15 protein-coding genes are annotated in these 14,210 nt (G+C 60.8%); 7 read left to right on the top strand and 8 right to left on the bottom strand.

Features of this window, described 5'->3' with window-relative positions:
• Positions 1-46 precede the first annotated feature (46 nt).
• Positions 47-1,186: a tail fiber domain-containing protein gene (locus ACJ8PN_RS02265; RefSeq protein ID WP_351107075.1), complete on the bottom strand. Its 1,140-nt coding sequence runs from the start codon at positions 1,184-1,186 to the stop codon at positions 47-49.
• 629 nt (positions 1,187-1,815) lie between these two features.
• Positions 1,816-2,220, bottom strand: a complete 405-nt coding sequence (locus tag ACJ8PN_RS02260) for a VOC family protein (RefSeq protein WP_351107072.1) — start codon at positions 2,218-2,220, stop codon at positions 1,816-1,818.
• A gap of 76 nt (positions 2,221-2,296) precedes the next feature.
• Between ACJ8PN_RS02260 and ACJ8PN_RS02255 the strand changes: the two genes are divergently transcribed.
• Entirely contained in the window at positions 2,297-2,752 is a 456-nt protein-coding gene (locus ACJ8PN_RS02255) for a GNAT family N-acetyltransferase (protein WP_033652381.1), read from the top strand.
• A gap of 34 nt (positions 2,753-2,786) precedes the next feature.
• Here the strand turns inward: ACJ8PN_RS02255 and pbpG are convergent, their stop codons facing one another.
• The 3 genes from pbpG to ACJ8PN_RS02240 all read right to left on the bottom strand — a co-directional run bounded on the left by pbpG (position 2,787) and on the right by ACJ8PN_RS02240 (position 5,961).
• Complete coding sequence (pbpG, locus tag ACJ8PN_RS02250) at positions 2,787-3,716, bottom strand: D-alanyl-D-alanine endopeptidase (RefSeq protein ID WP_015377045.1); 930 nt, start codon at positions 3,714-3,716, stop codon at positions 2,787-2,789.
• Between the two features lie 151 nt (positions 3,717-3,867).
• Positions 3,868-4,971, bottom strand: a complete 1,104-nt coding sequence (locus ACJ8PN_RS02245; RefSeq protein ID WP_171453540.1) for an adenosylhomocysteinase — start codon at positions 4,969-4,971, stop codon at positions 3,868-3,870.
• Positions 4,972-5,016: 45 nt separating this feature from the next.
• Complete coding sequence (locus ACJ8PN_RS02240) at positions 5,017-5,961, bottom strand: GlxA family transcriptional regulator (protein ID WP_171453539.1); 945 nt, start codon at positions 5,959-5,961, stop codon at positions 5,017-5,019.
• Between the two features lie 91 nt (positions 5,962-6,052).
• On the opposite strand from ACJ8PN_RS02240, the gene ACJ8PN_RS02235 reads away from it, so the two are divergent.
• Both ACJ8PN_RS02235 and ACJ8PN_RS02230 read left to right on the top strand, forming a co-directional pair.
• Complete coding sequence (locus ACJ8PN_RS02235) at positions 6,053-6,730, top strand: DJ-1/PfpI family protein (protein WP_171453538.1); 678 nt, start codon at positions 6,053-6,055, stop codon at positions 6,728-6,730.
• Positions 6,731-6,780: 50 nt separating this feature from the next.
• Positions 6,781-7,344 carry a DedA family protein gene (locus ACJ8PN_RS02230; protein WP_004939690.1) on the top strand — a complete coding sequence of 188 codons (564 nt, stop codon included), beginning with the start codon at positions 6,781-6,783 and terminating at the stop codon, positions 7,342-7,344.
• Positions 7,345-7,360: 16 nt separating this feature from the next.
• Here ACJ8PN_RS02230 and ACJ8PN_RS02225 read toward each other — a convergent pair whose 3' ends face one another.
• The gene (locus ACJ8PN_RS02225) at positions 7,361-8,254 is read right to left on the bottom strand and encodes a LysR family transcriptional regulator (protein WP_004939692.1); all 894 of its coding nucleotides are present in this window, start codon (positions 8,252-8,254) and stop codon (positions 7,361-7,363) included.
• A gap of 112 nt (positions 8,255-8,366) precedes the next feature.
• Between ACJ8PN_RS02225 and ACJ8PN_RS02220 the strand changes: the two genes are divergently transcribed.
• Both ACJ8PN_RS02220 and ansP read left to right on the top strand, forming a co-directional pair.
• On the top strand, positions 8,367-8,804 hold the full coding sequence (locus ACJ8PN_RS02220; protein WP_004939694.1) for a PACE efflux transporter: 438 nt from the start codon (positions 8,367-8,369) through the stop codon (positions 8,802-8,804).
• Between the two features lie 431 nt (positions 8,805-9,235).
• Positions 9,236-10,702, top strand: coding sequence for an L-asparagine permease (gene ansP, locus ACJ8PN_RS02215; RefSeq protein ID WP_171453536.1), 1,467 nt, complete (start codon positions 9,236-9,238; stop codon positions 10,700-10,702).
• A gap of 38 nt (positions 10,703-10,740) precedes the next feature.
• On the opposite strand, the gene ACJ8PN_RS02210 is transcribed toward ansP, so the two are convergent.
• On the bottom strand, positions 10,741-11,520 hold the full coding sequence (locus ACJ8PN_RS02210; protein WP_351107065.1) for a HalD/BesD family halogenase: 780 nt from the start codon (positions 11,518-11,520) through the stop codon (positions 10,741-10,743).
• Positions 11,521-11,637: 117 nt separating this feature from the next.
• Between ACJ8PN_RS02210 and ACJ8PN_RS02205 the strand changes: the two genes are divergently transcribed.
• Positions 11,638-12,534: a LysR substrate-binding domain-containing protein gene (locus ACJ8PN_RS02205; protein WP_351107062.1), complete on the top strand. Its 897-nt coding sequence runs from the start codon at positions 11,638-11,640 to the stop codon at positions 12,532-12,534.
• Here the strand turns inward: ACJ8PN_RS02205 and ACJ8PN_RS02200 are convergent.
• Complete coding sequence (locus ACJ8PN_RS02200) at positions 12,519-13,271, bottom strand: SDR family NAD(P)-dependent oxidoreductase (RefSeq protein ID WP_049187178.1); 753 nt, start codon at positions 13,269-13,271, stop codon at positions 12,519-12,521. The two genes, ACJ8PN_RS02205 and ACJ8PN_RS02200, sit on opposite strands and share 16 nt — an antisense overlap.
• 151 nt (positions 13,272-13,422) lie before the next feature.
• Here ACJ8PN_RS02200 and ACJ8PN_RS02195 point away from each other — a divergent pair, with 151 nt between their 5' ends.
• Positions 13,423-14,187, top strand: coding sequence for an arylamine N-acetyltransferase family protein (locus tag ACJ8PN_RS02195; protein WP_442534566.1), 765 nt, complete (start codon positions 13,423-13,425; stop codon positions 14,185-14,187).
• Positions 14,188-14,210: the final 23 nt, after the last annotated feature.

Raw genomic sequence — 14,210 nt, 5'->3', positions numbered from 1 at the left:
AAAGGCGCTGAGAGGTATTCAGTGCAAACCACTGCAAGATTGTTAATCAGGCGCGTTCAATGCCTTTTTCCAAAGCAGCCAGTCGTGTTTCAAAAGTTTCTCGTTCTGCTTCGCGCAGTGAGCGTTCTTCCTTAAGCGCCTCAACCAGCAACGCCACTACGCCGTTGATATTGATGCTGCGGGCGTCTTTCAGCACGCTGCCGTCATTGAGTTTCAGCTCGGTCTGTGTCACGGATTGGGGGAGAACCTCTTCCACTTCCTGTGCAATCACGCCGGCTTCCGGCACGCCCTGTTTGAGGTAGGTGTAACCGCCGATATGGGTCAGTTTGTCCAGGGCGCTGCCAATTGGGGTTATTTCCGTTTTCATACGGACGTCAGAGCTGATGTTCCATCCGCCGCCGGTGACGGCATAGCCATCTTCTTTGAAAACGAACCAGCTATTTTTATTGCCGTCACTCACGTTAATGACCAGCTCGTTGTACTTCACATGGTCGTGATGATAAATTTTTACGTGTTTGTTACCTGGATTAGGTAAATAAAGCCCGTTGGTAATGGACTCCTGCGATTTATCGACATTCTCAGGCGGGCTTGCAGTGAACCAGCCGTGAGCGTTGCGTTTGGTCAGTTGCCCAACAGACAGCTCGGCATTGGGTTTGACCCGGAGTTCATTCCAGTTTCCCTGCCAGTCACGGTAAGAGAGCAGGCCATAATCCTCTTTGCCGGCGACCACGCGCGACCCCATCAGCATGGTCGTGGTGACATCACCGCTGGTAAATTTGGTATGTATAGTTGCCGCATTATAGACCTGCCCGTTGATAAGCGGCGCCGGGCCGGTGGCCGCGGTGGAGATGCCGGCATTATGCGACACCATCGCTCCGCCGGAGATATCTACGCCGTTGCGCAACGCCGCCCGACCGGAAGCCAGATTGAACGAGAAGGGGCGCAACGTGTTCCACTGCCCGTCCTGCGCCTGCCCGATTGGTGTAACCAGAGCATAAAAATCCTTGCCGTCGTTACGCAACATCACGCCGGTGTTGCCGTTGGCCAGTCGAAAGCCGTTGGCAGATTTTGAGACGATTTCACCGTCGCTGACGACCCGTTTGCGCAGTGTAGTCAGCGACTTTAGTTCGGTGATGTCGTCGTTGACGCCACTCTGTACCTGGGCATTTTTCTTTTGTTCAGACATAATAATTCCTTTATTTATTAAAAAATTACCACCATTAACATGGCACATGGCACATGGCATATGGCATATGGCAACGTTTGACAGACAGTTAACGAGACTGCGAATTTAAGGTGAAGATACCTACAGAAAACACAAGTACTGTATGTATGAACAGTAAATTAAGCGCATTAGAAATTGATATCAAATGATAATCACTATCATTTGATGTGTGGTGAATGATACAAGAAAGAAGAACTGATGACTTATGGCAAAACCAGATAACCCATTGATTTATATTAAAATACTTAAATCAATCACTTAACGGTATTTACTGTTCCGATACTCCCTTAACCCCAATATTTGGCTGATGTTTAAAAGCGACAAAATTTTCGAGGTTTCCGGCGTAAAACCCCATCATCATGACCGAAGTATTAATTGAGTCGCATTCTTGTTCAGGAGAAAGGCAGCTCCTGCTGCGAACACAGAAGAAAGTTTGATTTGCAGTTATTGTGGGCGACGGCGGATAAATGCTGGCCATTGTCATGTAATGACAATGGCCAGCAGCATTTTTCATTTGCAACTAATGTGAGCCGAAAAAACGGTTAAATGCGAATCGGCGGGATTTCAAACGCGAGTCGTTACACTTGGTATCAGGGCAGATCCCCCGCCGGCACATTGAGCTGCCAGGAAAGCCCAAAGCGATCGTTGAGCCAGCCGAAACGGGCGCTGAAGCCGTAGTCATCGAGCGGCATCAGCACCTTGCCGCCCTCCGCCAGCCGGTGAAAGGCCCGCTCCAACGCTTCTTCGTTAGGCAGGTTGATGAACAGCGACACTGCCGGGGTAAAGCTGAAGTCATGGCTGATCGGGCTATCGGTAAACACCAGGTTCTGCCGATCAAAATCGATGGATGCATGCTTGATCAACCGCCGGCCGTCCGGCGTCAGATCGTAATGCTGCACCTGTATGAGCCGAAAACGCTCGAACACCTGGCTGTAGAGATCGATCGCCCGCTGCGCCTCTCCCTGGAACATGACAAAGGTCGAAACCTGACTCATAACATCCCCTCCGGCAAACGTTGTGGTATTAATGGAGGATAGCGGATTACCGTTGAAGCGGCGGAAAGGAGCAACCATGAGCATCATTCATCGCCTGGCGCAGCCGGACGATCTCAACGGCCTGTTAGCCTTGTATCGCGAGCTGCGCCCGCAGGACGCGCCGCTGCGCGCCGACGATGCGCGCCGTACCCTGCAACGCCTGTTGGACGATCCGGCGATCCGTCTGGTGGTGGCGGCGAAAGAAGAATACCCGATCGCCACCTGCATGCTGGCGCTGATCCCGGGGCTGGCGCATCAGGCGCAGCCGTTCGGCGTCATCGAACACGTGGTGACGGCGGAGCCCTACCGCGGCCACGGCGTGGCGCTCGCCATGATCGAATACGCGCTGCAGCTGGCCTGGCGCAAAGGCTGTTACAAGGTGATGCTGTTGTCGGGGCAGCAACGCACCGGCGCGCACCAGCTCTACCTGAAAGCGGGCTTCGACGGCGATCGCGAGCGGGGATTTGTCATCAGACGGCCCGAGGGCCGATAGCGGCCCGCCGCAAACGGGCGGACCGCCAGGCGGGTTATTCGCTGTCGTTCTTCGCCAGACGGGCGTCTTTTTGGCGGCGATAGTCACGGGCGGCGGCCGGGATCGGCGTCACCTTGCCGGTTTCAATCCAGCTGCGCAGCCGGTTGGCGTCGGCGAAGTGGGTGTATTTGCCGAAGGCGTCCAGCACCACCAGCGACACCGAGCGGTTACCGATCATGGTGCGCATCGCCAGGCAGTGGCCCGCCTGGTTGGTGAAACCGGTCTTGGTCAGTTGAATGTTCCACTTCGGGTTGTACACCAGGTGGTTAGTGTTGCGGAACGGCAGCGTGTAGTTCGGATCCTTGAAGCTGGCCATGCGCTCGGTGGTGGTGCTGAGCTGGCCGATCAACGGGTATTGCTTGGTGGCGATCAGCAGTTTGGTCAGATCGCGCGCCGTCGACACGTTATGAATAGAGAGCCCGGTCGGTTCCACGTAATGGGTGTTGGTCATACCCAGCGCCCTGGCCTTGGCGTTCATCGCTTTGATGAAGGCGTTGTAGCCGCCCGGATAGTGGTGCGCCAGGCTGGCGGCCGCGCGGTTTTCCGACGACATCAGCGCCAGCAGCAGCATATCCTTGCGGCTGATTTCGCTGTTCAGCCGCACCCGTGAATACACCCCTTTCATCTCCGGCGTCTGGTGGATGTCCACCGACAGCATCTCGTCGAGCGGCAGGTGCGCGTCCAACGTGACCATGGCGGTCATCAGCTTGGTGATCGAGGCGATCGGCACCACTTCATCCGGGTTGCGCGCGTACATCACCTTATGGGTTTGCATATCGACGACCATCGCGCTGCCGGAGGCCAGCTCAGGCTGGGTGGCGTGCAGGGCGGCAGCGTTGTCGCTGGCCAGCGCGCGCGGCGCAAAGCCTGCGCCCGCCTGCAAAGCGAGCAGGGTCAGAACCAAAACACGTATTTTCACAGGCATTACTCTGAAATGGGGGCTTGAACTCAGCGAATTATATGTGAGGGTTCAGCGCTTGGCACTGGGATTATAGGGCGGATTTGTGACAAATTCTGTCGGCCGAAAATCGGCACAGCCCGCGGGCGCTCTGGGATGAACGCCCGCGTAGAAAAAGTTACAGCGCCGGCTGCCAGGCCGACTGCGGCAACAGGTACAACCCCGGCGTTTGCCGCGCCCCTGCGCCGACAATATGGCCGATGCCGGCCGCCATCACCGCCAGCGTGACGTCGAAGGCATTGAGGCTGTCGCCATAGCCGGCGGTCAGGTTGAACATCGACCCGTTGGCCAGCAAATAGACCGTCTTTTCATTCAGTTGGTAAGCATTCACATAAGGCATCGGCTCGTGGTGCGGCAGGCCTTTGAGGAAGCCGACGTCGATCTCTTCCGCCACGTGGCCGACGTTGAGGATAAATACGCCGTCCTGCGCCTGCTGCAGATGCTGCGCCGAGAGCACGTTTTTCGCGCCGGTCGCGGTGGCGATCACGTCCGCCTGCGCGGCCCCGCTCGCCAGATCCACCACCTGCCAGCCGTCATAACGCGCCTGCAGCGCACGCGCCGGATCGATTTCCGCCACCATCACCTGGCCGCCGTAGGCCCTGGCCGCGGCCGCCGTCCCCTGCCCGACCAGACCGTAGCCAATCACCAGCACGCGCTTTTCATGCAGCGTCAAATGGGTGGTCTGGAAGAAGGTGTGCCAGGCGGTCAGCCCAACCATATGCCGATTGTGCAGCCCTTCTTTCACCGGCAGATCGTCCCAGTTGAAGATCGGGTAGCGCGGCGCCACGCCGTTTAACCGATTGATGCCCGATCCGGTGGCCTCCAGCCCGGCGACGATCTGCGGGCCGTTCGGCGATTGGTGCAAACGGGTGGTCAAATCCGCTCCCATTTCGCACAGGTGGGTCGGCTGCCAGGCCAACGCGCGATCGAAAGATTCCGACCATTCGCCGGCGCTCATGTCACGCCAGGCATAGGCCTGCGCGCCCCGCCGTTCCAGCCAGGCCACCACGTCGTCCTGCACCGTAGTGGGATTGCAGGTGGTCAGGAAGATCGCTGCCCCCTTGTCCAGCAAGCCGGCCACCAGCGGCGCCATTTTCAGATCCAGGTGCATATTGCACGCCAGCCGTACCCCGTGCAGGTCCGGCAACGCCGCCACCGCCGCCCGGGTGCGCGGCATATGGCGCGTCGCCCAGCTCAATTCACTGTCAAAATCCTGATACATCCGTTGCTCCTCTGATGCGCCCCGCCGCCAGGCGTGGCAAAAAAGTTAACCCGCGCGGCCAAGCCGGCGGATCGCCTGCGGCGACAGGCCAAATACGCGGATAAACGCCCGCCTCATGCGTTCCGGATCGCTGAACCCCACCGAACGGGCGATCGCTTCCAGCGGCTCGGCGCTCTCTTCGATGCGCACCCTGGCCGCCTCTACCCGCAATTGCTCGACCACCTTGGCCGGCGTCTGCCCGGTTTCGGCGCGGAACAGCCGGCCGAACTGACGCTCGCTCAGGCAGGCGGCGTCGGCCAGATCCGCCACCGACAGCGGCTGGTGCAAATGTTCGCGCGCGTACGACAGCGCGGCACGCATGCGATCCGACGACGGATTCAGCGCCAGCAGCAACGAGTACTGCGACTGCCCGCCGGGGCGGCGGTGATAGACCACCAGCTGCCGCGCCACGGCCGCCGCCAGGGTGGCGCCCAGATCGTCCTCGATCAGCGCCAGCGCCAGATCGATGCCGGCGCTGATGCCGGCCGAGGTCCAGATATCGCCGTCGCGAATGAAGATGCGGTTGCTGTCGACGCGAATGCGTGGGTAGTTCTGCTGCAGCCGCGCCGCGTGATACCAGTGAGTGGTGGCGCGCTTGCCGTCCAGCAGCCCGCAGGCCGCCAGAATAAACGCCCCGGTGCACACGCTGGCGATGCGCCGCGCTCGTCGGCTTTGGTTGGCCAGGAACGCCATCAGCGCCGGCGACTGCGCCGCCATCACGTTGCCGCTGCCACCGGCCACCACCAGCGTATCGAAACGCTCGTCGCCGCACGGCTGCGTGGCGATTTCCACCCCGGCCGAGCTGGCGACCATGCCACCCTGCGACGAGATCGCCACGCAGCGGTAGGCCGGCGGGTCAGTGAACTGGTTGACGTTATCGAACGCCGCCAGCGGGCCGGCAAAGTCCAGCAGGTTGAAACCGGGAAAAACCACAAAACCGATCGTTTTCATGATGGCGCTTTTTGAGGGTTATCTGTCATATCAGCCAAATACAGGGCGGCTATTATGGCTCAGGTCCAACGATAAAAATGAGGCGAATGTCATGTCTGAACCACTCGTGATTGTATTTCCCATCTATCAAGGCGTCACCCAACTCGACTTCACTGGCCCACTACAGTTTCTGCGCCGCATGCCGGGCGCGGAAATCATCGTCGCTTCAGTAGACGGCGCGGATGTCGAGTCGGAAGGCTTGCACTTCACCCAGCTGCGCCCGCTGCCGGAGATCGCACGCTGCGATGTGCTGTGCGTGCCGGGCGGCAGCGGCTGCACCCAGGCGCTGCAGGATAAAGCATTCATGCAGCAAATCCGGCGGCTGGGCGCCGATGCCCGCTATCTGACTTCGGTATGCACCGGTTCGCTGATCCTGGCCGCCGCCGGCCTGCTGCCGGGCAAACGCGCCGCCTGCCACTGGTCGATGCGCGACAGCCTGAAGCTGTTCGGCGCCGTGCCCAGCGCTGCACGCGTAGAGCGTGACGGCAACGTGATCAGCGGCGGCGGCGTTACCGCCGGCATCGACTTTGCACTGGCGCTGATCGCCGAACTGCACGGCGAAGACACTGCCCAAACGATCCAGCTCTATCTGGAATACGCCCCGGCCCCGCCGTTCGAGGGCGGCACGCCGGAACTGGCCCCGCCGCACATTTACGCCAGGGTACAGGCACAAATGGCGGAAAGTCTGGCGCAGCGCAGAGCGTTGGTGGCCCAGATCGCCCAAGGCTAGCGATCGGGCGTATACTTGCCCTTATGCGTCAGTCACATAAGGAGTAAGGAATGACCGATTTGGCCCACTACATTACGGACTATGGCTACTGGGCGTTGTTTATCGGCTGCCTGGCTGAGGGGGAAACCATCACGCTGCTGGGCGGCATCGCCGCCCATGAAGGGCTGCTGCACTGGCCGTGGGTGATCGCAGTAGTGGCGCTCGGCGGCATGATGGGAGACCAGCTGTTGTACTTCGCCGGCCGCCGGTTCGAAGGCAAAGTCATCTCGCGGCTCAAGGGACAGGAAAAGCGCATCGCGCGCGCCAGAAGGCTGATCGCTCGCCACCCGATGCTGTTCGTTATCGGGGTGCGTTTCATGTACGGTTTCCGCATCATCGGCCCGGTGTTGATCGGCGCCAGCCGCCTGCCGCCGTCGCGCTTCGTGCCGCTGAACATCCTCGGCGCCATTCTCTGGGCGACGATCTTCGTCATGCTCGGTTATTTTGGCGGCCAGGCGATCGAACGCTTCGTTACCGGCTTCGACAAAAAGCTCTCCAGCCTGCTGTTTGTCGCGCTGGCGATCGCCGCTATCCTGCTGGTGCGTTTCTGGTGGCGTAAACGCCACCCGGAGTAAGCAAACGCAGCGGGCGTCAGCTTTCCTGCGGCGCCGCGCGCATCAGCTCGACCAGCTCGCGCGCCGCTTTGTCCAACGGGCGATTCTTCAGCCAGATCAAATGCATCGGCAAACGCAGCTCGTTCTTGGTGTTTTTGAATTTCAGCCGCACCAGACGCCCCTGCGCCAGCAGCGGCTCGGCCAACGACAGCGGAAAATTGCCCCAGCCCAAGCCCGCTTCCACCATGTTCAGCGCCATCGGCAGGCTGTCGGTGCGCCAGTAAGCCTCTGCCACCTGCGGGCGCAGATCGCCGATCGGCAGATCGCGGCTGGCCACCATGATCTGCCGCACGTTGACCAGATCCTCGAGAAACAGCTCGCCCGCCGCACCGTCCAGCGCCGGGTGCTGCGGCGACAGCATCGCCACCAGCGACTCCGCGCCGACGAAGTGGAACTGTTCCGCGCTGTTGACGTTCAGCCCGCCGAACGCCAGACAAACGCCGATGCGCCCCTCGTGCAGCATGTGCAACACGTCGTCCTGCGGCGCGCTGAGCACTTCGATGTTCAGCAGCGGATAACGCTGCGACAGCGTTTTCACCGCCGCCAGCAGGCCGGCGCCGTTGATATCCGACGCCACGCCGATCGAAAGCCGACTCTCCAGCCCCTGAGACAGTTCGATGGCGTGCACCTGCAGCTGCTTGAGCTGCCCGGCGATCAGGCGGGCGTGCGGCGCCAGAGCCAGCGCCAGCGCGGTCGGCGTCGGTTCACGGTGAGAACGGTCGAACAAGGCAAAACCGAGCTCCGCCTCCATGTTGGCGATGGCCATGCTGACAGCGGAGGGCACGCGCCGCAGCGCGCGGGCGGCGGCGGAAAACGAGCCGCGATCGAGCACCGCCAAAAACAGTTCGATATTGTCGCTGGAGAAATTCATTGTTTTATCTGTCAATAAAACTGACAGCTCCTGACTTTTTCTATCAATGTGGTTGACGTTATCTTAGCCGCCGTCGCCACAGAGGCAACTAAAAACAGATCGGGAGAAAACGATGCAAGGCGTCAAACGCAAACTGGTGTATGTCACCGCTTATGAAATCATCGGCATGGCGATCTCGGCGCTGGGGCTGGCGCTGCTGTCGGGCCATGCGCCGAGCAGCACCGGGCCGCTGGCGGTGGTGATCACCACCATCGCGGTCAGCTGGAACTTTATTTACAACTATTTATTCGAGTGGTGGGAAAGCCGCCAGGTGTCGCGCACCCGCACGCTCAAACGCCGCATTTTGCACGCCGTCGGCTTTCAGCTGACGCTGGTGGTGTATCTGATCCCGCTGATCGCCTGGTGGATGGGCATCACGCTGTGGCAGGCGCTGCTGCTTGATATGGCGCTGATCGTCATCATTCCTTGCTACACCTTCCTGTTTAACTGGGCGTTCGACAAGCTGTTCGGTCTGCCCGCATCGGCCCTGCCGGCCGGTGAATCCGCCTAAGACTCGTTACGCACCAACCGACCCGTTGCTTATCCCATTTTCTGCGCGGGTCGCCATTTCCTTCCTCTTATTTCTCGCCGCGAAATATAAGAACAACACCCTGTAATTTGCACGGTAATTATTATTTTGTGATTTTAATCACTTTTTATTCCTCGATATTTCCGTCTTGATAAAACATCACATCTTTTTGAATAATATATCCTTTTATATTTGGATTAAAAAACAAACACACTTGTTCACGTTTTATGCGCAGTATTTTTTGCCACCATTACGGAGAAAAGGTAGCATGCTTCGCCGTTATTTTAATGATGGCTGTATACACAATAAACAGCGGAATGATGCCACGACCTCATTCTCATGACGATTGGTCATAGCAATCGTTTGCTCTCATTGAGAGCAGGGTTAACATAGACAGGTAAACAGGACGGATAATGCACTCACAAAAACAGTCTGCGGATGAAAAACACGCCGCCAGAAGACGCTGGCTAGACTCTCATGAATCCGGTTATCACAAAAGCATGGGCAACCGGCAAATCCAAATGATCGCCATCGGCGGCTCCATCGGCACCGGCTTGTTCCTCGGTACCGGCGGCCGTCTCGAACTGGCCGGGCCGGCGCTGGCGCTGGTCTATCTGGTGTGCGGGATCTTCTCTTTCTTCATCCTGCGTGCGCTGGGTGAACTGGTGCTGCATCGCCCTTCCAGCGGCAGCTTCGTTTCTTACGCCCGCGAATTCCTCGGTGAAAAAGCCTCTTACGTCGCCGGCTGGATGTATTTCCTCAACTGGGCGATGACCGGCATCGTCGACATCACCGCCGTGGCACTGTACATGCACTACTGGGGCACTTTCGCCGACGTGCCGCAGTGGCTGTTCGCCCTCGGCGCGCTCGGTATCGTCGCCACCATGAACATGATCGGCGTGAAGTGGTTCGCCGAGATGGAGTTCTGGTTCGCGCTGATCAAGGTCGCCGCCATCGCGCTGTTCCTGATTGTCGGCGTCGTCTTCCTCGGCACCGGCACCCCGGTCGCCGGCCACACCACCGGCATGCACCTGATCACCGAAAACGGCGGCATGTTCCCGCACGGCCTGCTGCCGGCGCTGGTGCTGGTGCAAGGGGTGATCTTCGCCTTCGCCGGCATCGAGCTTATCGGCACCGCCGCCGGCGAGTGTAAAGATCCGGCCAAAATGATGCCTAAAGCGATCAACAGCGTGATCTGGCGTATCGGCCTGTTCTACGTCGGCTCCGTGGTGCTGCTGGTGCTGCTGTTGCCGTGGAACGCTTATCAGGCCGGCCAAAGCCCGTTCGTCACCTTCTTCAGCAAGCTGGGCGTACCTTACATCGGTACCATCATGAACATCGTGGTGTTGACCGCCGCGCTGTCCAGCCTCAACTCCGGCCTCTACTCCACCGGCCGCATCCTGCGTTCGCTGGCGATGGGCGGCTCCGCGCCGAAGCTGATGGCCAAAATGAGCAGCCAGCAGGTGCCTTACGCCGGCATCCTGGTCACCTGCGGCATCTATGTGATCGGCGTGGTGCTCAACTACCTGGTGCCGGCGCAGGTGTTCGAGATCGTGCTGAACATCGCCTCGCTGGGCATCATCGCCTCCTGGGCGTTTATCATCGTTTGCCAGATGCGCCTGCGTAAAGCCGTGCGCGAAGGCCGCGCGCAGCCGGTGTCGTTCAGAATGCCGGGCGCGCCGTTCACCTCCTGGCTGACGCTGGCGTTCCTGCTGATCGTGGTGGTGATGATGGCCTTCGACTACCCGAACGGCACCTGGACCATCGCCACCATTCCGGTGTTGGCGGTGCTGCTGACGCTGGGCTGGTTCGGCCTGCGCAAACGCGCGCAGGAAGTGAAGCTGGAACAGCAGGCTCACGAAGAACAGAGCCAACGCTGAATCGACAAACCGCCCTCCGGGGCGGTTTTTTTTATCCGCTATAACCGGCCGTAGAACGTCATTCGGGCGCTTTCCGACAGCATCACGTCCGGCTGCGCATTGTAGGCCAACACCACCAGCATGCGCGTGGTGTCGCCTTCGGTCGGCGTCACCCGGTGCATGGCGTTGCGCCCGCGAAACAGCACCAAATCCCCCTCCTCCATCGCCAGCCGCTTGACCGCCCGCTCGCCGTCCAGCACCTGCGTGACCCCGGCATAGTTCATCTCGCCGCGATCGGCGTCGCGCAGGTTCTCCACGTATTCGAAGCGCCCGCCCGCTTGCGGTTTCTGGATCAGCAGCGTGATGGCGAACGAGGAGTTGTCAAAATGCCAGCCCAGCTCCTGACCGGTATGGGCGTAATGCAGGTTAATCGACGACAGCCGATCGGCGTAGGGATAGAGCTGCGCCTCGTCAAGCACCGCACACAGGAACGCGCGAAACGCCGGGGCGTCGTACAGCGCGCGCAGCGGCGACTGCGGCGGAATATCCTCGTCGGTAATGCAGCCCTTGGACGACACCACCAGCCGGTTGCGCGCGTGATCGGCCGGCAGCGCGTCGTCCTGCGGCCGTAGATACACGTTGTGTTTGCTGGTGGCGTAAAACGCCGCATGGTGCTGTTCAGCGCCCTCCAGCCGCACCGTCGCCAGCGCGGCTTCACGCAGAAATCCCGGCAGCACCAGCGCGCCGGCGCGCGCCAGCGTTTGTCGGCAGCGGACGCGGAACGCGGCGTCGTCGATGGGATGGGCGGACAGATCGATAATATCGGCAAGTGGCGGCATGACGTTCCCCTCGTGTGCGAAAGCCGGATGCCTCTCACTGTAGCGAATGCCGCATTGCCGCCATAACAAAAATACGTTATGGATAAGCTAACGAATTCTTAGCGATAAGCCCTGCTCATGCACTCACCGTCCCGTGCGCGCTTGCCCAAGCTGAGCGCCATTCTGGCGTTCGAAACCGCCGCTCGCACCGGCAGCCTGGCCCGTGCGGCGGATGCGCTGGCGCTGACCGCCGCCGCAGTCAGCCAGCAGATCCGCCAGCTCGAACAACATCTGGGCATCACGCTGTTCATTCGCGCCAAAAGCGGCGTCACGCTGACCGAACAGGGCGCGGACTACCTGGCCTACGTGCAGGAAGCGTTTGAAACGCTGCGCGTGGCGCAGCAACACGTCGAACGCCAGCGCGGCAAACAGGCGCTGACGGTGTTCGCCCTGCCGGCGCTGGCGTCTAAATGGCTGAATCCGGCGCTGGGCGACTGGCTGGCGCAGTGCCCCGACGGCGATCTGCGGCTGCACGCGACCCATGCGGCGGTCGATTTCGCCCGTTCGGCGGCGGATTTCGCCCTGTGCTTCGGCGATCAGGATTATCCGCTGCTGGAAAAGGTGCAGCTGTTTCAGGATCGGGTGCAGCCGGTATGCAGCCCGGCGCTGCGCGATCGCGGCGACTGGACGCAGCTGCCGCTGATCCACGTCGACTGGGGCAAGGAGAGCCAGTTTCTGCCGGGCTGGCACGAGTGGTTCACCGCCGCCGATCGGTCGCCGCCGCCGCGGCGCGGGCTGACCTATAACCTGACCTCGCTGGCCATCGACGCCGCCGTACAAGGGCGCGGGGTGCTGCTCGGCCAGCGGCGGCTGATCGCCCGTGAACTGGCGGAGGGCCGGCTGGTCACCCTGGCCGAACCGGCGCTGCCGCTCAGCAAGCCCTACTACGTGGTTTACCCGCCGCGTACGCTGGAAAAAACCGGCGCAGCGGCGTTTCTCCGTTGGCTGCAGGCGCTGGCTCAGCACGCGGTATAACCGCCGTCGATGCTGTAAAACGCACCGGTGGTGAAACTGCTGTCGTCCGAAAGCAGGAAAGCCACCGTTTTCGCCACCTCTTCCCGCGTCGCCATTCTCCCCATCGGGTGCGAAGCGGCCATCTGCGCCCGCGCCGACGCCGGCAGTTCCCCCATCGCCGGCGTATCTACATAGCCCGGCCCGACGGCGTTGACGCGCACGCCGCGCGTAGCGAATTCCAGCGCCGCCGAGCGCGTCAGGCCCAGCACGCCATGCTTGGCGGCGGTATAGGGCGCAATCCCGGCAATGCCCACCACGCCGTTGGCGGAAGAGAGGTTCACCACCGCCCCGCCGCCGCCGGCGACGATCGCCGGCAGGCCGTACTTCATGCCGAAAAACGTGCCGCTCAGGCAGGTGGCGATCACCTCATGCCAATCTTCGACCGTGTACCGATCGATATCCACCTCGTGCGGGCCGGTGATCCCGGCGTTGTTGACCAGCAGATGCAGCGCGCCGCAGCGCCGCACGATCTCTTCAATCCCCTGCTGCACCGACTGCGCGTCGCGCACGTCCATCCGCAACGTCATCACCCGCCGGCCATCGGGATCGAGCCGCGCGGCGGCGGCGGCGAGAGGCGCAGCGTGGCGGCCGGTCATCACCACCGTGGCTCCGCGCCGAAACAGCTCGGCGGCGATCGCTTCGCCAATGCCGGTGGATGCGCCGGTCACCAGCGCCACCCGATGTTTGAAATCTTGCATAGTCGTTCTCCTGCAACGTTGAACTCAGGGGGACAGGCTAGCGCCGGCAAGTGACAGTTTGCGGCAGCAGCGACAACGCAGCACGGAATGCGCTCACAAATACCGCAAAGCCCGCTATTTTATGCCTACTTTTTCTCATGCGAGACACCCTGTGGATACCCAACGCTACCTGCAGCATATCGGCTTTGCCGGCACCGCCCGCCCTGACCTCCCCACGTTGCAACAGCTGCACCATCGCCACATGCTGAGCGTCCCGTTCGAGAACCTGAGCATTATTTATCATCAGGGTATTCAGCTGGCGCCCGAAGCGCTGTTCAGCAAGGTGGTCGAGCGTAACCGCGGCGGTTTCTGTTATGAGCTGAACACGCTGTTCGCCCTGCTGTTGCGGGAGATCGGTTTCAAGGTGAGCTTTATCTCCGGCGAGATCCGCGCGCGCGACGGCCATTTCGGCCCGCCCTACGACCATCTGGCGCTGCGGGTGGATCTGGCGGGGCAGGCCTGGCTGGTGGATGTCGGTTTTGGCGATTCCTTCCTGACGCCGCTCAAAATCGTCGTCGCCGAGCCGCAACCGCAGGCCAGCGGCACCTTCCACCTGGAGCGGGAAGGCGAGAATTACCTGCTGGAGCGCCGCAACGGCGACCAACGCTCGCATGCCAAAACGCTGTATCGCTTTACCGTTCAGCCGCGCGAGTTGTCTGAGTTCGACGAGATGTGCCGATTCCACAGCACCTCGCCGCAGTCGCACTTCACCCAGCGCCTGGTGTGTTCACGGCCGACGGACCACGGCCGGGTGACCCTCAGCGACATGAAGCTGATCGTGACCGAAGATCACCAACGCCACGAAACGACGTTGCATTCGGAAGAGGAACGGCGCGCCGTACTGTGGCAGCATTTCGCCATCGATTTGGAGCGTTGACGGCGCCGGCGGCGCCCTTTTAT

Source organism: Serratia sp. CY76391 (assembly GCF_052166695.1).
Classification (GTDB): Bacteria; Pseudomonadota; Gammaproteobacteria; order Enterobacterales; family Enterobacteriaceae; genus Serratia; species Serratia nematodiphila.
This window is presented reverse-complemented; position numbering and strand designations above follow the sequence as displayed.